The organism is Streptomyces sp. NPDC001858 (assembly GCF_053594615.1).
This window is the reverse complement of the sequence record NZ_JBSFEV010000005.1, coordinates 330,341-348,250: the sequence shown is the minus strand read 5'-3', so window position 1 is coordinate 348,250 and position 17,910 is coordinate 330,341. Positions and strand designations below refer to the sequence as shown.

Sequence of the window (17,910 nt, the reverse complement as noted above, 5' to 3'; positions counted from 1 at the left end):
CGGGCGAAACCGGGGGCGGCTGTGAGACATGCCCTCTTGCGCTTCGGCCACGGCGGGCGGTGAGTGTCGACGGCGAGGGCCGAACGGCGGCCCCTCAGCCCGTCTGGGGGCACCCCCTCTGGGGGAGTTTGAGGACGAGGCCCTTTCGGGGCCGATGGGGGGTCTGGGGGGCGAAGCCCCCCAGGACGGCGCCGAGGCAGCTCACCCGAACGGGCGGGTGGGTGGGCAAAGGAATGGCCCCGCCCTGACGGGCGGGGCCATTCAGCCCAACGTCACCGGCGGGCGACGCCCTCCGCCCGGGCAGCCGCGGCAACCGCCGCAGTCACCGCGGGAGCGACCCGCTCGTCGAACGGCGAGGGAATGACATAGTCGGCCGCGAGATCGTCGCCGACGACCCCGGCCAGCGCCTCCGCCGCCGCGAGCTTCATGCCCTCGGTGATCCGGGACGCCCGCACCTGCAGCGCACCGGCGAAGATGCCCGGGAACGCCAGCACGTTGTTGATCTGGTTCGGGAAGTCCGACCGCCCGGTGGCGACGACCGCCGCGTACTTGTGGGCGACGTCCGGATGCACCTCGGGGGTCGGGTTGGCCATGGCGAAGACGAACGCGCCCTTCGCCATCGAGGCCACCGCGTCCTCCGGGACCGTGCCGCCGGAGACGCCGATGAACACGTCCGCGCCGGCCAGCGCGTCCTCCAGCGAACCGCTCAGCCCGGCCTTGTTGGTGATCTCGGCCAGCTCGCGCTTGACGTCGGTGAGGTCCGCGCGGTCCGCCGAGACGACGCCCTTGCGGTCGGTGACCGCGACGTCCCCGATACCGGCCCCGAGCAGCATCTTGGCGATGGCGACACCGGCCGCGCCGGCGCCCGAGATGACCGCCCGCAGCTCGCCGAGTTCCCGCCCGCTGAGCTTCGCCGCGTTGCGCAGCGCCGCCAGCGACACGATCGCGGTGCCGTGCTGGTCGTCGTGGAAGACCGGGATGTCGAGCGCGTCCTGGAGGCGGCGCTCGATCTCGAAGCACCGCGGCGCCGAGATGTCCTCGAGGTTCACTCCGCCGAACGAGGGCGCGAGGCGCACCACCGTCTCCACGATCTCGTCCACGTCCGTGCAGGCGAGCGCGATCGGAACCGCGTCCACGCCGCCGAACTGCTTGAACAGAATCGCCTTGCCTTCCATCACCGGAAGGGAGGCCTCCGGGCCGATGTCCCCGAGCCCGAGCACGGCCGTGCCGTCGGTCACGACGGCGACGACGGACGACTTCCACGTGTAGTCGTTGACCAGCTCCGGCTGCTCCGCGATCGCGGTGCACACCCGCGCCACACCGGGTGTGTAGGCGAGGGACAGGTCGTCCTTGTCACGGACGGGGACGGTGGCCTGCACGGCCATCTTGCCGCCACGGTGCAGCGCGAACACCGGGTCGAACGAGTCGAGGGGCTCCGCACCGCCCTCCGGGCCCGATCCGTCGGTGCTCTTGCCGCGAGGATTGACGATCTCCGCTGCCACTGTGTCTTACCCCTTAGGTCTTCATTGGCTTGAGGGTGGCCACTCCTGATTGAGAAGTGGGCGGGCATCGCGCGGGCCCCAGAGGTGATGCGACGGGCGCCCGCGCGTCGGGCGCGCCGCACACGCGCCCTGAGCCCCGGATGAGGGGTGTAAAAAACCTTCTTACCGGACGGAGACCACACCCGACGAGTCGATTCGTGCAAGGTCACATCGCGTGGCCTGTGGACCTTCGACAGTGGTCACCGGGAGTGACATGCGTCATGTGCGAAGACTCGCCAAGGTCCTGAAATGGCTCGACATGGACCCGCATGGAGTCAATTCGAAGCATGAAGCGCACGCCAAACGATCACATGATGAGATGAGCCGAAGATCTTCCGGCCGGAACGGGAGATTCCCGCAGATGGTCCGGCTCCGTCCGGTCGTGATGTACCGGACTGATGGGGTTCGGGGGTCGCCCGTTATCCGATTTTGACATGGGTGCACCCCTGATTGGCGTAGTCCGAATGGCAAGATGCCCTAATCACACGAGGTCGCGACACCCAAAGGTGTGTGTTCTCGTCGACCCATCGGCATTGTCGAACCATCGGCATCTCCATCCATCCGCCGGAGGAACCCACCATGACCGCAAGCATCACCCGACGCACGACCGCCGCGCGCACCCGCCTGGCAGCGGTCGGATCCCTCGCGGTCGCGGGCGCTCTGCTGCTCTCCGCCTGCGGTGACCAGACCAAGGACAACGACTCCGCGAGCAATGAGAGCAGCTCGGCGAGCACGGCCCCGCTGGCGGACAAGCTCCCCGCGGCGATCCGTGACAAGGGCGTCGTCCGGGTCGGATCCGACATCGCGTACGCCCCGGTCGAGTTCAAGGACAGCTCCGGCAAGACGGCCGGCATCGACCCGGACCTGGCCGAGGCCATGGGCAAGCAGCTCGGCGTGAAGTTCGAGTTCCAGAACGCCACCTTCGACACCCTCATCGGCGGTCTGGCGTCCAAGCGCTACGACATCGCGATGTCGGCCATGACCGACACCAAGGACCGCCAGGACGGCGTCGACTCCGACACGGGCAAGAAGGTCGGCGCGGGCGTCGACTTCGTCGACTACTTCACCGCGGGCGTCTCCCTCTACACCAACAAGGGCGACGCCCAGGGCATCAAGACCTGGGACGACCTCTGCGGCAAGACGATGGCGGTCCAGCGCAACACCTTCTCGCACGACCTCGCCAAGGACCAGGCGGCGAAGTGCAAGACCGACGGCAAGGCCGCCCTCAAGATCGAGGACTTCGCCACCAACCCCGAGGCCGAGACCCGGATGCGCTCCAAGGGCGCGGACGTCGTCTCCGCCGACTTCCCGATCGCCGCCTACTCCGTCAAGAACGCCGGCGGCGGCAAGTACTTCGAGATCGTCGGCGACCAGGTCGAGGCCGGCCCGTACGGGATCGCCGTCGCCAAGGACAACACCCAGCTGCGCGACGCGCTGCAGGCGGCCGTCCAGGCGATCATCGACAACGGCGAGTACAAGAAGATCATCGAGAAGTGGGGCGTCGCCGACGGCGCGATCACCGAGTCCAAGGTCAACGGCGGTTCCTGAGACCGGCACCGTTCGACTCGGCTCTGAAAGGCTCCACCCGTGACTGTTGACGTCAACAAGACGGACGGTCCCGACGCGACGCCCCCCGCCGGGCCGGAGGCCATCAAGGCCATCCCGGTCCGGCACCCCGGGCGGTACGTCTCGGCGATCGTCGCGCTCGGCCTGCTGGGCTCGGTCGTCTATGCCTTCGCGCAGGGCAACATCAACTGGGGCGCGATCCCCGACTACTTCTTCGACGACCGGATCCTGCACGGCGTCTGGAACACCCTGCTGCTCACCGTGCTCTCCATGGTGATCGGCATCGCCGGCGGCATCCTGCTCGCGGTGATGCGCCTGTCGAAGAACCCCGTGACCTCGTCGATCGCGTGGTTCTACATCTGGTTCTTCCGCGGCACCCCGGTCCTGGTCCAGCTCTTCGTCTGGTTCAACCTGGGCCTGGTCTTCGAGTACATCAACCTGGGCCCGATCTACAAGGACTACTGGTCGTCCTTCATGACGCCGCTGCTGACGGCGCTGCTGGGCCTGGGCCTGAACGAGGCCGCGTACATGGCCGAGATCTGCCGTGCCGGTCTGCTCTCGGTCGACGAGGGGCAGACCGAGGCCTCGCACGCCCTGGGCATGAGCCACACCAAGACGCTCCGCCGGATCGTCATCCCGCAGGCGATGCGCGTGATCGTGCCGCCGACGGGCAACGAGGTCATCAACATGCTGAAGACGACCTCGCTCGTCTCGGCGGTGCAGTTCGCGGACCTCTTCAAGGAAGCGCAGGACATCGGTCAGAACGCGGGCTCCACGGTGGAGATGTACTTCCTCGCCGCCGCCTGGTACCTGATCATGACCTCGATCCTGAGCGTCGGCCAGTACTACGTCGAGCGGTACTACGCCCGCGGCTCGAGCCGAAGCCTGCCGCCGACGCCGCTCCAGCGCCTCAGGGCCCTCGTCCTGCCGACGCGCCGCCCGAAGGGAGTCTCGGCATGACTCAGCCCTCGCACGCGATGGTGAAGGCCGAGGGCGTCCACAAGTCCTTCGGCCCGGTCGAGGTCCTCAAGGGCATCGACCTGGAGGTCAAGAACGGTGAGGTCTTCTGCCTCATCGGCCCCTCCGGCTCCGGCAAGTCGACCTTCCTGAGGTGCATCAACCACCTGGAGAAGATCAACGCCGGCCGCCTGTACGTCGACGGGGAGCTGGTCGGCTACCGCCAGAAGGGCGACAAGCTGTACGAGCTCAAGGACAGCGAGGTCGCACGCAAGCGCCGGGACATCGGCATGGTGTTCCAGCGGTTCAACCTGTTCCCGCACATGACGGCGCTGGACAACGTCATCGAGGCCCCGGTCCAGGTCAAGGGCGTCGGCAAGGCCCAGGCGCGGGAGCGCGCGAAGGAGCTCCTGGACCGCGTCGGCCTCGCCGACAAGGCCGGGACCTACCCCTCGCAGCTCTCCGGCGGCCAGCAGCAGCGCGTGGCCATCGCCCGGGCGCTGGCCATGGACCCGAAGCTGATGCTGTTCGACGAGCCGACCTCGGCCCTCGACCCGGAGCTGGTCGGCGACGTCCTCGACGTCATGCGCGACCTCGCCGAGTCCGGGATGACGATGGTCGTCGTCACCCACGAGATGGGCTTCGCCCGCGAGGTCGGCGACAGCCTGGTCTTCATGGACGGCGGCGTCGTCGTCGAGTCCGGCAACCCGCGCGAGGTCCTGACCAACCCGCAGCACGAGCGGACGCAGGCGTTCCTGTCCAAGGTGCTGTAGCGACGGCGGACGAAGGAGGCAGGGGCGGTACGGAGACTCGAAGTCTCCGCACCGCCCCTGCGCCTTCCCGTCCGCCTTCCCCGCCGCTGTCCCGGTCGGCCGCGCCCCGCGGCTCACTTCAGCGCGATGACCAACGCGTCCGACGGCGACGCCCACACCGTGCGAGCCTCGCCGAACCCCGCCGCGAGCAGCTCCCGCGCATGCCACTGGGCGGAGAGCGTGTCCCCGTCCGCGTGCTCGCCGTAGATCTCGAACCGGCGGGCGGTGGGCCCGGCGAGGACGGGATCCTCGCCTGCCAGCTCCCACCACTGCGCCCAGTCCAGCGCCCCGTCGGCCTTGGCCTGATCCATACGGGCGTGCCGCAGCGCCCGCTCCGCCGCGTTGATCCTGGGCGTCGTGTCATCGATCATGTGGTCCGCGTTCATGAAGACACCGCCGTCGCGGACGAGTCCCGCGACCGATCCGTAGAGGGCAGCGAGGGGTTCGCTGTGCAGCCAGTGCAAGGCCGTCGCGGTCAGGACGGCGTCGTACGCGTCGTACGGCAGCGCCGAGGCCCAGTCCGGGTCCTTGAGGTCGGCGGTGACGAAGGCGACCCGGTCGTCGCCCGCGAAGGTGCCCTCGGCGATGGCAAGGAGCGCCGGATCGAGGTCGACGCCGGTGCTGGTGGCGCCGGGGAGGCGGGCGAGCAGCCGGGCGGTGATGGTCCCGGTCCCGCAGGCGAGGTCGAGCACCCGCGGCTGCGGCCCGACGACGGCCTCCACCATGTCGATCATGACCCGGAAGCGCTCTTCGCGGTCCGGCATGTACCACTCCTGCTGGCGGTCCCAGCTCTGCTGCCAGGCAGCCCAGTCGGTATCGGTCGTGGTCGTCTGCGCGTCCGTCATCGGAACCCTCCACCGCGTATGTCCCGTAATACCCTGGAAGTACGAACGGCCGTTACTCCGCCCGCACCCCGACACTAGAGCGCCCCCGTAAGGACTACAAGTGGAATTGGCCTATTACTCGGACTACGCCGTGCGCCTCGTGAACAGCGAGGAGCCGGCCCGGGGCAAGGACGCGCTGACCTCGGTCGAGGCCGTGCGCGCCCTGTTCGGCGTGAACCAGTCGGCGGGCCGTCGGGCCACCGACGCGGACGTCACCCGGTTCCGCTCGGTCCGGGCCCGACTGCGCGCGGTGTTCGAGGCGGCCGACGACGGCGACGAGACCCTCGCCGTCGACCTGCTGAACTCCCTGCTCCTGGAGTTCCCGGTGAGCCCGCAGATCTCCGGCCACGACTTCCGCGACGACGACGGCCGCCCGCTGTGGCACATGCACCTGGCCGACCATCCGTCGAACGCGACGGCGGGCTACGCGGCGATCGCCGCCATGGGCCTGGCGTTCCACCTCACCGAGTACGGCGTGGACCGCCTGGGCCTGTGCGAGGCGCCCCCGTGCCGCAACGCCTACCTGGACACGTCCACGAACCGCTCCCGGCGCTACTGCTCCGACCGCTGCGCGACCCGCGCCAACGTGGCCGCCTACCGCGCCCGCAAACGCCTGGAGGCGGACCGGACGGACCGAGCGGAGCGGCCGGAGCGGCCCGACCGGACCCTCGGCACCGGCCTGGCCGCCGACAGCGCCCAGCGCACCAAGGCCAGCGGCGAGCGCTGAGCCGGCTTCCGCGGACGGAAGCGCAGCCGCACCCTGCCCAGGACCAGCTCGTCGGGCACGACCCCGTAGTCGGTGCTGTCGCCGCCGGCGTACGCGTTGTCCCCCCGCACCCACCACCCGCCGTCCCGCCGCTCCACGGCCCGCTTGACGACCAGCAGGTCCTGCTGGAACGGATGCCGCAGCACGATCACATCCCCCGGCCGCACCCGCGCGCCGTACTGCACCACCAGCTGGTCGCCGTGGTACAGCGTCGGCACCATGGACGGGCCGGTCACCTCGGCCAGTCCGAAGAGCGCGGACGCCCTCGCGCGCTCGGTCTCCTGCGACAGCTCCGGCATCGCCGGCACCTCCCCGGTCGTTCCTCCACCAGTCTCAGTCTGACCCCGGACTTTTGCCCTAAGCCCTAGGGGGCACTCGCGAAAAGCCGTCCCTCAGGGAGTAATGTCCCACCTGAGAAGACGATCACGAGGAAGGAATGCTCCATGCTTTCCCGCCTGTTTGCCCCCAAGGTCAAGGTCAGCGCACACTGCGACCTGCCCTGCGGTGTGTACGACCCGGCCCAGGCCCGCATCGAGGCGGAGTCGGTGAAGGCCGTGCAGGAGAAGATGGCCGCCAACGACGACCCGCACTTCCAGGCCCGCGCCGTTGTCATCAAGGAGCAGCGCGCCGAGCTCGCCAAGCACCACGTGTCGGTCCTCTGGAGCGACTACTTCAAGCCTCCGCACTTCGAGAAGTACCCGGAGCTCCACGTTCTGGTCAACGAAACCCTGAAGGCCCTGTCGGCCGCCAAGGCCTCGACGGACCCGAAGACCGGCGAGAAGGCCCTGGAGCTCATCGCCGAGATCGACAGGATCTTCTGGGAGACCAAGAAGGCCTGATCTCTCGATCACCTGCTCCACCGGCTCCGCCTGCTTCACCCGTTCCACCTGTTCCACCAGACCGCACCCGGGCCCACAGGTCGCCGATCTCGGCGTCCAGCGGGCCCGGGTGCGGTCTTGTCGGCCCGAGTCGGCATCAGCGGCGGCAGCGCAGCATGCGGGCTGCGAGGCCGTCCAGCAGGGTGGTCAGGCCGAACTCGTAGAGCGAGGTAGGCGAGAGGTCGGCCTCGGGGGCGACCGACGCGAAATGCGGCAGCCGTCCCTGGGCCAGCAGGGCCGTCATACGGTCGTGCTGGGCGTCCATCCACTGCTCCCCGGTGATCCCGCTGGTCCGGGCAGCGCGCGCTTCGGGTTCGGTGTCGATCGCCTGGCCTCTGACATATCCGAACAGGGTGACGGCCGCGTGCATGCGGGTGCCTGCATCCAGTCCGAGGCCGTCCAGTGCCGCCAGGGCCCATTCGATGTGCCGCATGCCGTGCGGGGCGAGCAGGGGGCGGCTGAGGTTGAGGGCCGCGGCCAGCCACGGATGGGCCCGGTACAGGTTCCACTGGACGGCCGCGGACAGCTCCAGCCGGGCCCGCCAGCCCTCCGGCCCGTGCGCGGGCAGCGGTTCGCGCGCGAAGGCCGCGTCCACCATCAGCGCGATCAACTGCTCCTTGTTCGCGACGTGGCGGTAGAGCGACATGGTCGGTATGCCGAGCTCCGCGGCGATGCGACGCATCGTCAGCCCGGCTGTTCCCTCGGCGTCGGCGAGTGCGACGGCCGCGCGGACGATACGGGTCCGGACGGCCGGATCGTCGGCGGACGACCCGGCCGGGCGCGCCGGCGGCGCGGTGTCGGCGACCACGGTCCCGACTCCTGGGACAGCCCGCACCAGGCCCTCGTTCCGCAGTGCCGCCAGCGCTTTGGTGGCGGTGGCCATGGCGACTCCCCACCGCTGGGTGATCGCCCGGGTGGACGGCACACGGTCGCCGGGAGCGAGTTCCCCCGTCTCGATCCGGTGACGCAGTTCTCCCGCGATCCGTGCGTACGGCGGCTGAGTCACGGAGGGCCTCCTTCTGATCCGGCTCGTTCGCGCACCTTAACGCGGTGCACTAGTACACCCCACCTTCACCGCACTAGAACACTTACAGCAGAACAGCACTTCAAGACCGTGTCGGCGGCTCGTACGTTGTACTCATGACGACGAACAAGACGGTTCTGATCTCCGGCGCCGGTGTCGCCGGCCTGACGCTCGCCCACTGGCTGGAGCACCACGGCTTCCGCCCCACGGTGGTCGAGCGCGCCCCGCACGTCCGCCACGGCGGCTACGCCGTCGACTTCCGCGGTGAGGCCCTCGACGTGCTGGAGCGGATGGACCTGCTGGAGCGGGTCCGGGCGCTGGACACCGAGATGGGCGACGCGGCGATGGTGGACGCCGACGGCAGGCGGTACGCGACCCTGCCGGCCGCGGTCTTCGCCGGCGACCTGGAGGTTCCGAAGGGAGACCTGACCCGGCTGCTGCACGCCGCTGCCCAGGGGTGGACGGAGTACCTCTTCGCCGACTCCATCGCCGAGGTGGAACAGGACGTCGACGGAGTGGACGTCACCTTCGAGAGCGGGCCGCCCCGCCGGTTCGACCTGCTGATCGGCGCCGACGGGCTGCACTCGCGGACCCGGGCGCTGGCCTTCGGCCCCGAGGAGCGCTTCGTACGCTCCCTGGGCATCCACACCGCGATCTTCAGCCTGCCGAACCACCTGGGGCTGCACCACACCGGGCAGCTTTACGTCTCCCCCGGCAAAGCGGCCAACATGTTCGCCGAGGACTCCGCCGGCCGAGCCCGCGCCGCCCTGCACTTCGCCGCCGAGGAGCTGGAGTACGACCGCCACGACATCGGCGGACAACAGCGCATCGTCGCCGAACGGTTCGCTGGTGAGGGCTGGGAGATCCCACGGCTGCTGACGGAGATGCGGAGCGCCGAGGACTTCTGGTTCGACGCCAACGCCCAGGTCCTGATGGACACCTGGATCAACGGGCGGATCGCGCTGCTCGGGGACGCCGGTTACTGCGCGGCCCCCACCTCGGGACGCGGCACGTCACAGGCGCTTATCGGCGCGTACCTGCTGGCCGGCGAGCTGGCACAGGCCCACGGCGACCACACGACGGCGTTCCCCGCTTACGAGAGCGCGATGCGGCCCTTCGTCGCCGAGCACCAGGCCGTGGGGCGCGAGGGAGCGGAGCGGTTCTTCCTGCCTGCCCCCACTCAGGAGGTGCTGGACCTGCTCGCCGCCGACGCCCCGGAGGACATCCGCACGGAAGCGGTCCGTCTCCCCGACTACACCGCGCGCTGACCCAGTACCGGAAGACCAGGGAGGCCTGGCCTTCGCGCGCCGCTCCATCCGCTCAGGCGGCCGGACGTGCTTCCCGCACCCGCAGTCGGCGGGCGAGGTGGCCGAGCAGCACCGCGTTGAACAGGCCGCTCAGGGCCACGCCGGCGGAGAAGGTCAGCGGGTTGAGCCAGGCGAGCGCGGAGTCGTCCGCGGGCACCTCCACCAGGAAGGTGAGGAAGCTGAACGGCGCCGTGGACATCAGCGGCCAGATGCCGGCGAATCCCGGGTCCGGCAGCGCGTAGACGGCGACCAGGAAGAAGCCCAGCGCCGCCGCGACCACCGCGAGGTAGCCGCGCGAGAGCCAGTTGTCCACGGCGGGCGTCAGGAGCTCCCGAGTGCGCTGCCGGCCGGTGCGCGGCGAGCGCGCCGGGGTCGGCGTGCGGGGCGAGGCGGCCGTCGTGGAGCCCCCGGCGAGGGCGCCGAGCACGGCGGCGTTCACGAGGGCGCACAGGCCGAGCCAGACCGCCCACAGGACGACGGCCGACACCTCGGCCGCCCCGCCGCCCTCGGTGCCGGGGCCGAAGGGAAGCACCACGCCCAGGAAGGAAAGGGGCGCCGTGAGCACCATGGAGCTGACGGCGAAGCCGCTGTCCGGGAAGAGGAACATGACCAGGACGGAGGCGGCGAAGGCCGCCAGATAGCCCCGGGCGAGCCGGCTCTCCGTGGCGAGTGCGAAGAGCCGGCGCGGCAGGCTGCTCGGCACGCGGCGCGGACGGGAGGCGTTCTGCGACTGCATCTGGGTTCCTTCGAGTTCGGGTCGGTCCGGTTCGTGAGGTCCACGGTGAACCAGCGGCCTCGCACGCAGATGGGTACACCTACTCATCTCCGCATGGGAGTTTCAGGAAGCGTGCTCAGTTCAGGACCAGCACGACGGCCAGAGCGACGAGCAGCGAGTCGATCCTGTCCAGCAGGCCGCCCGAGCCCGGCAGCCAGCGCCCGGCGTCCTTGGCCTGCGCACCTCGTTTGACCATGGATTCGAGCAGGTCCCCGGCCGGGCCGCCGACCGCCACCGCGACGGCCGCGGGCCAGCTCAGCGCGGACAGCACGGCGAGCGTGGCCAGGCCCGCCGCGGCGCCGGCCAGCGTCCCGCTCCACCGCTTGGCCGGGGACAGCGGCGACAGGTGCGGCCCGCCGAGCCTTCGACCGGCGAAGTACGCCGCGATGTCGGCGATCGAGACCGCCGCGAACAACGCCAGCGCGCTCGCCCCGAGCGGCACCAGCGCGGCCAGCACGCCGAGCCAGGCCAGCCCGAGCAGACCGGCGCCGAGTCGGCGCAGCCCGTGGTCGGCGTCGCCGGCCAGCAGCGGCACCGCGGCCACCGCGAGCGCCCCGACCCCGACCGCCCGGAACACCTCTCCGGGCGCCAGCCAGGCCGTCAGCACCACGCCGGCCACCGCCGCGGCCAGCACCAGCCGGTCGGCCCGGCCCAGCCGCAGCAGCCCGCCGAACTCCAGCACCGCGATGACCCCGACGACGATCGCGACAGCCGCCGCCCCGGGCCGGCCCCACCAGAACGCACCGGTCACCAGCGGCACTCCGACCGCCCAAGCACACCATCGGACCATCAGCTCACGACGGCGGGACACCGCCACCGCAACGCCGCCGAGCGCCAGCGCCCCACCCAGGTAGGGCGCCAGCGATGCCACAGTGATCATCGAGCGGCGGCGGAGACGACGGCCTGCGTCCCGGCACGCACCACCGACCCTGAGCCCGGCCCCGGCCGCAGCGTGTTCAACGCGTCCCGCGCAGCCCCCCACGCCGCCACGATGCGCGCGTTCTCCGCGGTGTCCCTGACCGCGATCCGCACCGTGCGCCCCTCGTAGCGGGGCGACAGCGGCGACAGGTCGCGCAGGTGGACGTCGTGGCGGCGGCACTCGGCCACCAGTCGGGCCGCGCTCGGCCCGTCCGGGGGCAGGGTCACGGTGAGGAAGTTCGCCACGGACTCCTCGACCGCCAGGCTGTCGTCCAACCCGGCCAGGGCGGTGGCCAGTCGGCGGCGCAGCTCATGCGTGCGACGCCAGTGGTCGTGGTAGTGCCCCGGGTCGCGCAGGGCAGCCACGGCGGCCAGCTGCGCCGGGAGGCTCACCGGCCAGGGCGGTGTCCGTCGGCGCAGCTCTGCCGCGGTGCTCGGCTCGGCCACCAGGTACGCGGCCCGCAGGCCGGACAGCGCGTACATCTTGGACAGCGAGGTGCAGACGACCACCCGCGGGTCCGTCGCGGCGAGTTCGGCGAGCGACTTGGCCGGGCCGACGTATCCCAGGTATGCCTCGTCGATCCACCAGCGGGTGCCGGCCGGCGCGGCGGCGATCGCCGAGCGCAGCTCCGCGGCCGGCGCGTGGCGTCCGGTCGGGTTGTTCGGGTTGACGACCACGACGAGGTCGTAGCGGCCGGAACCGACGGCGGCGGACAGCCGGTCGGGGTCGATCCGCCAGCCGTCCTCGCGGCGCAGCGGGAACCGGTCCACCCGGCAGCCGATCACCCGCTCCGTGACATGGGCGTACTCGCCGTAGCACGGGTCGGTCAGCAGGACCCGGCTCTGCGGGGTCAGCCACTGGCCGAACGCCCGGAAGATCAGATCGGACGAGCCCGCGCCGACGCAGAGGCTCTCCGTAGGCAGCGCCCGGACCGTGCCGATCTCGGCCAGCAGGCCCTCCGCGCCGGACGGCGGCGAGGTCCGGGCGACCCAGGCCGGGTCTTCCGCGAGCGCGGCCCGCACCCCGGGGGCCGGCGGGAACCAGGCGTCCAGCACGTCGGCGGCGACGATGTCCGCACGCCGGTGCAGGGTGCGGAAGTCCGTGCCGATGGCGGTGAACGACGCGCCGCCGTGCTCACAGCCGTCCGGCCGGGGCGCGAACGCCATGTCGAGCCGCCAGTCGACGGTGGACCGCAGCCGCTCCAGCGGGGCCCCGTACCGCTGCCCCGCGCGCCTCGTCAGCTCGACGACCTCGCCGGTCAGCACCTCGAAGGTGACCGCGCCGCTGTGGACCGTGCGGCCGACCGGGCGCAGGCCGACGGCCAGGTACATGTCGAGCAGTTCGGTGCGGCCCATCGCGACCACCCGGCGACCGCCCCGCGAGGCGATCCAGCGCAGCGCCGCGTACATCAGCAGGGGCGCCGCCGCGGTGGTCCGCCAGCGGGGCTCGACGGTGAGGATGCGTACCTCGAACGGGTCGTCGTCGGTCAGCAGCGGCAGTTCGTCACGGGTCAGGTACTTGTCCAGCGCGTACCGCCCCGACCAGGGCGGAGTCAGGCTGACGAAGCCGATGCGGGCCGGTCCGCGCGCCGCGACGAGGTAGACGTTGCCGCCGTCGTCGTCCAGCGCGTCGCGGAGCCGCCCGGCCGGATGCGGCGGATGCTGGCCCAGCTCCGCCGCATACACCCGGTGTCGTAGTTCGTGGATCCACTCGAAATCCTCCGGAGTGGCAACGCGCAACTGCAGTTCACGGCCCATGGGCACCTCTCGAGCGACCGACTCGGCACGGAAAGCACTCCATCGTGCGGAGCACGGGCCGGCCGGGCCAGGGCCGAGCGACTCGGCCCGCCTGAGTACGCGTACTCAGGCGGGCCGACCGGCACCGGGGTACCGGGATGCTCAGGCGGTCGTGGCGTCGCCTCCGTCGGCCGGGTCGTCCTCGCCGACCTCCAGCAGGCCGGCCGCCGCGCCCACCACGCGCGGGTCGGGGGTGCCGACGACCTCGTCGTCCTTGTCCCCGTAGTCGAAGCGGGCGAGCACGCTGCGCATGGCCTCGACGCGGGCCCGCTTCTTGTCGTTGCTCTTGACCACGGTCCAGGGCGCGTGCTCGGTGTCCGTCTCCCGGAACATGGCGACCTTCGCGGCGGTGTAGTCGTCCCAGCGGTCGAGGGAGGCCAGGTCCATGGGGCTGAGCTTCCACTGTCGTACGGGGTCGACCTGACGGATCGTGAAGCGGGTGCGCTGTTCGCCCTGCGAGACGGAGAACCAGAACTTCAGCAGGTCGACGCCGTCGTCCACGAGCATCCGCTCGAACATCTGCGCCTGGCGCATGAAGCGCCGGTACTCGTCGTCCGTGCAGAAGCCCATGACCCGCTCCACGCCCGCACGGTTGTACCAGGAGCGGTCGAACAGCACGATCTCGCCCGCCGTCGGCAGATGCTGGACATAGCGCTGGAAGTACCACTGCCCGCGCTCGCGCTCGGTCGGCTTCTCCAGCGCCACGACCCGTGCGCCGCGCGGGTTGAGGTGCTCCGTGAAGCGCTTGATGGTGCCGCCCTTGCCGGCCGCGTCCCGCCCCTCGAAGACGATGACGAGCCGGCGCCCGGTCTCCTTGATCCAGCGCTGCAGCTTCAACAGCTCGATCTGCTGGAGCCGCTTGTGCCAGTCGTACTCCTTGCGCTCCATCCGGTGCGCGTACGGATAGTTCTCCCGCCAGGTGTCGATCGGACTTCCGTCCGGCCGGACGAGTACGGGGTCGTCGGCGTCGGTGTAGTCGACCGTCAGGTCGGTCGACTCGGACAGCAGGGGCTGCATGGTCATCCTTGCTCCCGGTCTCGGATCTCAGTGGAACTGCGGCACGCCCCCTCCACCCGGGCCGGGCCCAGGACGCCGAGGGCGAAGCCGGTGACCACGGCGACGGTGACGCCGACCAGGGCCACGACCGTGGTGCCGAGGTTCCCGCCGTGCGTGACCGCGCTCGCGGCGAGGCCGCCGACCAGCGCGGCGGCGGGCAGCGTGACCAGCCATGCGATCACCATGCGTCCCGCGACGCCCCACCGCACCTCCGCCGGTGTGGTGGACAGGGCGAAGCCGAGGGGGGCGGAGGTGAGGATGACGACCGCCACGAGGAACGTGATGTGGTCCATGGCCTCATGGGAACAAGCGCTTCCGTACGGGAGGCGAACTGGAGGCAAAGGCTGTTCCAGGTCCCCGCGCCCGTGGAGTGCGGATCGTGCGATCCTGGCGTGATGGAACGGGCGGACCTGGTGAGACTGCGGCAGGCGCGTGACCGCATGGATCGTGAGTACGCCGAACCGCTCGACGTCGCCGCGCTGGCCCGCACCGCGCTGATGTCCTCGGGACACTTCCAGCGCAGCTTCCGCGAGGCCTACGGCGAGACGCCCTACGGCTATCTGATGACCCGCCGGGTCGAGCGCGCCAAGGCCCTGCTGCGCCGCGGCGACCTGACCGTGACGGAGGTCTGCCTCGCGGTCGGCTGCACCTCGCTCGGCTCGTTCAGCTCCCGCTTCACGCAACTCGTCGGCGAGACTCCGAGTGCGTACCGGGCGCGGTCGCACGAGCCGAGCGCGGCGATCCCGCCGTGCGTCGCCCGGAAGTTCACCCGCCCGAAGCTGCCCCGACGACCCTGAGGCTGGACACCATGGACCTGAGACTGCACCAGTGCTTCATCGCCGTCGACGACCACGACAAGGCCCTGTACTTCTACCGTGACGTCCTCGGGCTCGAGGTACGCAACGACGTCGGCTTCGAGGGGATGCGGTGGGTGACCCTCGGCTCGCCGCTCCAGCCGGACGTCAGCATCGTGCTGGAACCCCCGGGCGCCGACCCCGACGCCTCCCCCGCCGACAAGGACGCGCTGGCCCGGCTGCTCGCCAAGGGCATGCTGCGCGGGGTCATCTTCTCCACCGCCGACTGCGACGCGCTCCACGCGCGCGTGCAGGAGGCCGGCGTCGAGGTGCTCCAGGAGCCGACCGACCAGCCGTACGGGGTGCGCGACTGCGCGTTCCGGGATCCGGCTGGAAACCTGCTGCGGTTCATGGAACGCAAGGACGCGTGACGGGCGGCGCCGCCCGGCCGCCTACGATCGCGCCATGACCGCCCACGCCCCCGTCACCACCCCGGTTCGCTGGACGTACGCCTTCGTCGACCGGCCCGCCGCGCTGTTCGAGCGTGCCTGCGCGTTCTGGACCGCCGTCACGGACACCTCGCTCTCCGACCTCCGGGGCGACGACGGGGAGTTCGTCACCCTGTTGACGGAGGGCGCCGACGCCTGTGTGAAGGTCCAGGGGGTCGCCGACGGCGACGGGGGCGCGCATCTCGACTTCGCCGTGGCGGACGTGCCCGCGTTCGTCGAGGCCGCGCGGAGGCTGGGGGCGGCGACGGCCGCCGTGCAGGAGGAGTGGGCCGTGCTGCGCTCCCCCGCCGGGCCGGCGTTCTGCGTGGTGCCGTGGCAGGGAGAGTCGGTGCGGCCGCCCGTGGTGGCCGGCAGCCGTCTGGACCAGGTGTGCCTCGACGTCCCGCCGTCGGCGTACGACGCCGAAGTCGCCTTCTGGAGCGGCCTGCTGCCCGACTGGTCGGCCCGGCCGGGTTCCCGGCCCGAGTTCCACGTGATCGAACCGCCGTCCGGGCTTCCGGTCCGCATCCTGCTCCAGCGGCTCGACGGCGAGGGCGGCGGTTCGGCCACCGCCCATCTCGACCTGGCCTGCGGACCGGACGTCGACGCCGTGCGGGTGCGGCACGAGCGGCTCGGCGCGGAGCTCGTCGCCCGCCACCCCCACTGGACGGTGCTGCGCGACCCGGCCGGCGGCCTGTACTGCCTGACCGCGCGCGACGCGGAGACGGGCGGCCTGCCGCGACAGTCCTGAGCGCTCCGCTGGAAGCGCCCCATCAGGGCACTGCCGAACCGCCGCCGACCTCGCCCGACGCGCTCAGTGACGGCTATGGGCCTGTCGCGTACACGCAGATGACCCGGTCGTCGGTCGAGGACCCCTGCCCGCCCGGGCTCGAACACGGGTGGTCACCCGTGTCCATGTGCAGCAGCGGCGCCGCGGACTCGTTGGCCGCGGTGCCGCCGCGCGGCGACTGCGTCGGGGGTGCGGCGGCGTCCTGCAGCCACAGCGTCAGAGCGCCCGCGACGACCACGGCCGCCAGCCACGCCCCGCCGACCCACTGCCACATCCGACGCCGACTGCTCCCCATGGCGTCACGGTAGCCGCGCGGGCGGCCCGGCGGGGCCGAATGTCAGGAGGTCGGGGCGGTGTGAGCGTCGGGCCGCTGCCCGGACTCCTGCTCGGGCGCCTCTTCGGACTCCCGCTCGGGCTCGGCGTCCGGCCCGACATGCGCGTCGCACTTCGGGTTGTGGCACGGCCCCGGCACCCAGCGCGGGACCCACGCCCCCAGCGTCTTGTGGCGCTGGATGACGGACTGCACGGGCTGCCCACACGTGGGACAGACGCGTTGTTCCCTGTCCATCTCCTCAGGGTAGGCCGGGCCGGGCGCGCGCGCCCCCTGCTGTACGCCCGGTCCCGCCTCAGCGCTCCCTGGCGTACGTCCGCACCACCACGCCGTTGCCGAAGGTGCGCAGGCCGCCGAAGGCGAAGCGGGCCAGGTCGAAATGGCTCAGGTCGGGGCGCGCGCCGAACATGGGCATGCCGGTGCCGTAGACGATCGGGTACGACTTGATCACCAGCTCGTCGATCTCGTCGAACAGCTCGCCCGCGATGCGGGAGCCGCCGCACAGATAGATGTCTAGGCCACTGTCCTCGGCCTTCAGCTCGCGGACCCTGCCGAGCAGATCGTCCACGATGATCTCGACGTCCGGGTCGGGCGACTCCGCGAGGGTGCGCGAGGCGACGTACTGGCGCAGATGGGCGTACGGGCTGGTGACGCCCTCCTTCAGCGCGAGGTCGTAGCTGGCCCGGCCCTGGATGACCGTGTCGAACCGCCGGTTGGCCAGGTCGTCGATGCCGAGCGGGCGGCGGGCGTGGGTGGGCAGGGTCTCCGGATACTCCGTCTTGAGGAATTCTAAGAACTCCTCGTCGACGAAGGAGAACATCGCGGAGCCGTCCCCGGTCGCGTCCCCGATGAAACCGTCGAGGGAACAGGCGACGAAGTACGTGAGCTTTCGCAAGAAGGGATCCTTCCGTAGGCTGCGCCGGAACTGCTCCGACTACTTCAAGGGCCGATCCTGCCCGACGTCAAGAGGCGGGCCCCGCCCACCGTGGGGCTGCGCGGGACCCGCCGGACCAGCGCCCCGAAGGGGCGCGGGGCGCTGGCATCTGCGGCTCCGCCGCGCGGGCGCGACCAGCCACCACGGCGCCGCAGCGAAACGACGGCAGATCGCGGCACATCGCGGGGCCCCAGCGGAGCGCCTGAGCAGGTCGGGCGAAGTCGGCTGCGGTTCGGCAGCGCCCTGAAGGGGCGCGGGGAACTGCGCGACCGGCCACGACGGCGCCGCAGCC

19 protein-coding genes and 2 pseudogenes are annotated in these 17,910 nt (G+C 71.2%); 9 read left to right on the top strand and 12 right to left on the bottom strand.

The window, feature by feature from the left end; translation table 11 throughout:
• Positions 1-272: 272 nt before the first annotated feature.
• Entirely contained in the window at positions 273-1,502 is a 1,230-nt protein-coding gene (locus tag ACWCPF_RS10240; protein WP_451044524.1) for an NAD(P)-dependent malic enzyme, read from the bottom strand.
• A gap of 618 nt (positions 1,503-2,120) precedes the next feature.
• Here ACWCPF_RS10240 and ACWCPF_RS10235 point away from each other — a divergent pair.
• The 3 genes from ACWCPF_RS10235 to ACWCPF_RS10225 are packed head-to-tail and all read left to right on the top strand — an operon-like array spanning position 2,121 to position 4,837.
• Positions 2,121-3,089, top strand: coding sequence for an ABC transporter substrate-binding protein (locus ACWCPF_RS10235; protein ID WP_451044523.1), 969 nt, complete (start codon positions 2,121-2,123; stop codon positions 3,087-3,089).
• Positions 3,090-3,128: 39 nt separating this feature from the next.
• On the top strand, positions 3,129-4,067 hold the full coding sequence (locus ACWCPF_RS10230) for an amino acid ABC transporter permease (RefSeq protein ID WP_451044522.1): 939 nt from the start codon (positions 3,129-3,131) through the stop codon (positions 4,065-4,067).
• Positions 4,068-4,084: 17 nt separating this feature from the next.
• Entirely contained in the window at positions 4,085-4,837 is a 753-nt protein-coding gene (locus ACWCPF_RS10225; protein WP_451044589.1) for an amino acid ABC transporter ATP-binding protein, read from the top strand.
• Between the two features lie 113 nt (positions 4,838-4,950).
• Here ACWCPF_RS10225 and ACWCPF_RS10220 read toward each other — a convergent pair whose 3' ends face one another.
• Positions 4,951-5,721 (bottom strand): class I SAM-dependent methyltransferase, encoded by a 771-nt coding sequence (locus ACWCPF_RS10220; protein ID WP_451044521.1) that lies wholly within the window; start codon positions 5,719-5,721, stop codon positions 4,951-4,953.
• Positions 5,722-5,821: 100 nt separating this feature from the next.
• Between ACWCPF_RS10220 and ACWCPF_RS10215 the strand changes: the two genes are divergently transcribed.
• Positions 5,822-6,487: a CGNR zinc finger domain-containing protein gene (locus ACWCPF_RS10215; RefSeq protein WP_451044520.1), complete on the top strand. Its 666-nt coding sequence runs from the start codon at positions 5,822-5,824 to the stop codon at positions 6,485-6,487.
• Between the two features lie 86 nt (positions 6,488-6,573).
• Here ACWCPF_RS10215 and ACWCPF_RS10210 read toward each other — a convergent pair.
• Positions 6,574-6,747 (bottom strand): annotated as a pseudogene (locus ACWCPF_RS10210) (nickel-type superoxide dismutase maturation protease); the annotation flags it as partial.
• Positions 6,748-6,969: 222 nt separating this feature from the next.
• Here ACWCPF_RS10210 and sodN point away from each other — a divergent pair.
• Complete coding sequence (gene sodN, locus ACWCPF_RS10205) at positions 6,970-7,365, top strand: superoxide dismutase, Ni (RefSeq protein WP_451044519.1); 396 nt, start codon at positions 6,970-6,972, stop codon at positions 7,363-7,365.
• A gap of 136 nt (positions 7,366-7,501) precedes the next feature.
• Here sodN and ACWCPF_RS10200 read toward each other — a convergent pair whose 3' ends face one another.
• Complete coding sequence (locus ACWCPF_RS10200; RefSeq protein ID WP_451044518.1) at positions 7,502-8,410, bottom strand: TetR/AcrR family transcriptional regulator C-terminal domain-containing protein; 909 nt, start codon at positions 8,408-8,410, stop codon at positions 7,502-7,504.
• A gap of 134 nt (positions 8,411-8,544) precedes the next feature.
• On the opposite strand from ACWCPF_RS10200, the gene ACWCPF_RS10195 reads away from it, so the two are divergent.
• Positions 8,545-9,696, top strand: coding sequence for an FAD-dependent monooxygenase (locus tag ACWCPF_RS10195; protein WP_451044517.1), 1,152 nt, complete (start codon positions 8,545-8,547; stop codon positions 9,694-9,696).
• Positions 9,697-9,748: 52 nt separating this feature from the next.
• Here ACWCPF_RS10195 and ACWCPF_RS10190 read toward each other — a convergent pair whose 3' ends face one another.
• From ACWCPF_RS10190 to ACWCPF_RS10170, 5 genes and pseudogenes are all read right to left on the bottom strand, one after another.
• Complete coding sequence (locus ACWCPF_RS10190) at positions 9,749-10,471, bottom strand: SCO4225 family membrane protein (protein ID WP_451044516.1); 723 nt, start codon at positions 10,469-10,471, stop codon at positions 9,749-9,751.
• Positions 10,472-10,586: 115 nt separating this feature from the next.
• On the bottom strand, positions 10,587-11,390 hold the full coding sequence (locus tag ACWCPF_RS10185; protein WP_451044515.1) for a phosphatidate cytidylyltransferase: 804 nt from the start codon (positions 11,388-11,390) through the stop codon (positions 10,587-10,589).
• Complete coding sequence (locus tag ACWCPF_RS10180; protein WP_451044514.1) at positions 11,387-13,186, bottom strand: aminotransferase class I/II-fold pyridoxal phosphate-dependent enzyme; 1,800 nt, start codon at positions 13,184-13,186, stop codon at positions 11,387-11,389. Before ACWCPF_RS10180 ends, ACWCPF_RS10185 begins: the two co-directional genes overlap by 4 nt.
• A gap of 141 nt (positions 13,187-13,327) precedes the next feature.
• Positions 13,328-14,242 carry a polyphosphate kinase 2 gene (gene ppk2, locus ACWCPF_RS10175; RefSeq protein WP_451044588.1) on the bottom strand — a complete coding sequence of 305 codons (915 nt, stop codon included), beginning with the start codon at positions 14,240-14,242 and terminating at the stop codon, positions 13,328-13,330.
• A 98-nt stretch (positions 14,243-14,340) separates the two neighbouring features.
• A pseudogene (locus tag ACWCPF_RS10170) lies at positions 14,341-14,544 on the bottom strand (inorganic phosphate transporter); the annotation flags it as partial.
• A gap of 132 nt (positions 14,545-14,676) precedes the next feature.
• Here ACWCPF_RS10170 and ACWCPF_RS10165 point away from each other — a divergent pair.
• The 3 genes from ACWCPF_RS10165 to ACWCPF_RS10155 are packed head-to-tail and all read left to right on the top strand — an operon-like array spanning position 14,677 to position 16,314.
• Complete coding sequence (locus ACWCPF_RS10165; protein WP_451044513.1) at positions 14,677-15,078, top strand: helix-turn-helix domain-containing protein; 402 nt, start codon at positions 14,677-14,679, stop codon at positions 15,076-15,078.
• Positions 15,079-15,089: 11 nt separating this feature from the next.
• Positions 15,090-15,506 carry a VOC family protein gene (locus tag ACWCPF_RS10160; RefSeq protein ID WP_451044512.1) on the top strand — a complete coding sequence of 139 codons (417 nt, stop codon included), beginning with the start codon at positions 15,090-15,092 and terminating at the stop codon, positions 15,504-15,506.
• A 34-nt stretch (positions 15,507-15,540) separates the two neighbouring features.
• Positions 15,541-16,314: a VOC family protein gene (locus ACWCPF_RS10155; protein ID WP_451044511.1), complete on the top strand. Its 774-nt coding sequence runs from the start codon at positions 15,541-15,543 to the stop codon at positions 16,312-16,314.
• Positions 16,315-16,387: 73 nt separating this feature from the next.
• Here the strand turns inward: ACWCPF_RS10155 and ACWCPF_RS10150 are convergent, their stop codons facing one another.
• Genes ACWCPF_RS10150 through ACWCPF_RS10140 form a run of 3 tightly spaced genes read right to left on the bottom strand, consistent with a single transcriptional unit; the run spans position 16,388 to position 17,579 of the window.
• Positions 16,388-16,648 (bottom strand): hypothetical protein, encoded by a 261-nt coding sequence (locus ACWCPF_RS10150; RefSeq protein WP_451044510.1) that lies wholly within the window; start codon positions 16,646-16,648, stop codon positions 16,388-16,390.
• 42 nt (positions 16,649-16,690) lie between these two features.
• Positions 16,691-16,921 (bottom strand): hypothetical protein, encoded by a 231-nt coding sequence (locus ACWCPF_RS10145; protein WP_451044509.1) that lies wholly within the window; start codon positions 16,919-16,921, stop codon positions 16,691-16,693.
• Between the two features lie 58 nt (positions 16,922-16,979).
• Positions 16,980-17,579 carry a dihydrofolate reductase family protein gene (locus ACWCPF_RS10140; RefSeq protein WP_451044508.1) on the bottom strand — a complete coding sequence of 200 codons (600 nt, stop codon included), beginning with the start codon at positions 17,577-17,579 and terminating at the stop codon, positions 16,980-16,982.
• Positions 17,580-17,910: the final 331 nt, after the last annotated feature.

Bases quoted from the DNA above. Each gene is read 5' to 3' on its own strand.
- ACWCPF_RS10235 (WP_451044523.1), top strand. From the start codon at position 2,121: ATGACCGCAAGCATCACCCGACGCACGACCGCCGCGCGCACCCGCCTG.
- ACWCPF_RS10225 (WP_451044589.1), top strand. From the start codon at position 4,085: ATGGTGAAGGCCGAGGGCGTCCACAAGTCCTTCGGCCCGGTCGAGGTC.
- ACWCPF_RS10220 (WP_451044521.1), bottom strand. From the start codon at position 5,721: ATGACGGACGCGCAGACGACCACGACCGATACCGACTGGGCTGCCTGG.
- sodN (WP_451044519.1), top strand. From the start codon at position 6,970: ATGCTTTCCCGCCTGTTTGCCCCCAAGGTCAAGGTCAGCGCACACTGC.
- ACWCPF_RS10195 (WP_451044517.1), top strand. From the start codon at position 8,545: ATGACGACGAACAAGACGGTTCTGATCTCCGGCGCCGGTGTCGCCGGC.
- ACWCPF_RS10190 (WP_451044516.1), bottom strand. From the start codon at position 10,471: ATGCAGTCGCAGAACGCCTCCCGTCCGCGCCGCGTGCCGAGCAGCCTG.
- ACWCPF_RS10185 (WP_451044515.1), bottom strand. From the start codon at position 11,390: ATGATCACTGTGGCATCGCTGGCGCCCTACCTGGGTGGGGCGCTGGCG.
- ACWCPF_RS10180 (WP_451044514.1), bottom strand. From the start codon at position 13,186: ATGGGCCGTGAACTGCAGTTGCGCGTTGCCACTCCGGAGGATTTCGAG.
- ppk2 (WP_451044588.1), bottom strand. From the start codon at position 14,242: ATGCAGCCCCTGCTGTCCGAGTCGACCGACCTGACGGTCGACTACACC.
- ACWCPF_RS10165 (WP_451044513.1), top strand. From the start codon at position 14,677: ATGGAACGGGCGGACCTGGTGAGACTGCGGCAGGCGCGTGACCGCATG.
- ACWCPF_RS10160 (WP_451044512.1), top strand. From the start codon at position 15,090: ATGGACCTGAGACTGCACCAGTGCTTCATCGCCGTCGACGACCACGAC.
- ACWCPF_RS10155 (WP_451044511.1), top strand. From the start codon at position 15,541: ATGACCGCCCACGCCCCCGTCACCACCCCGGTTCGCTGGACGTACGCC.
- ACWCPF_RS10150 (WP_451044510.1), bottom strand. From the start codon at position 16,648: ATGGGGAGCAGTCGGCGTCGGATGTGGCAGTGGGTCGGCGGGGCGTGG.
- ACWCPF_RS10145 (WP_451044509.1), bottom strand. From the start codon at position 16,921: ATGGACAGGGAACAACGCGTCTGTCCCACGTGTGGGCAGCCCGTGCAG.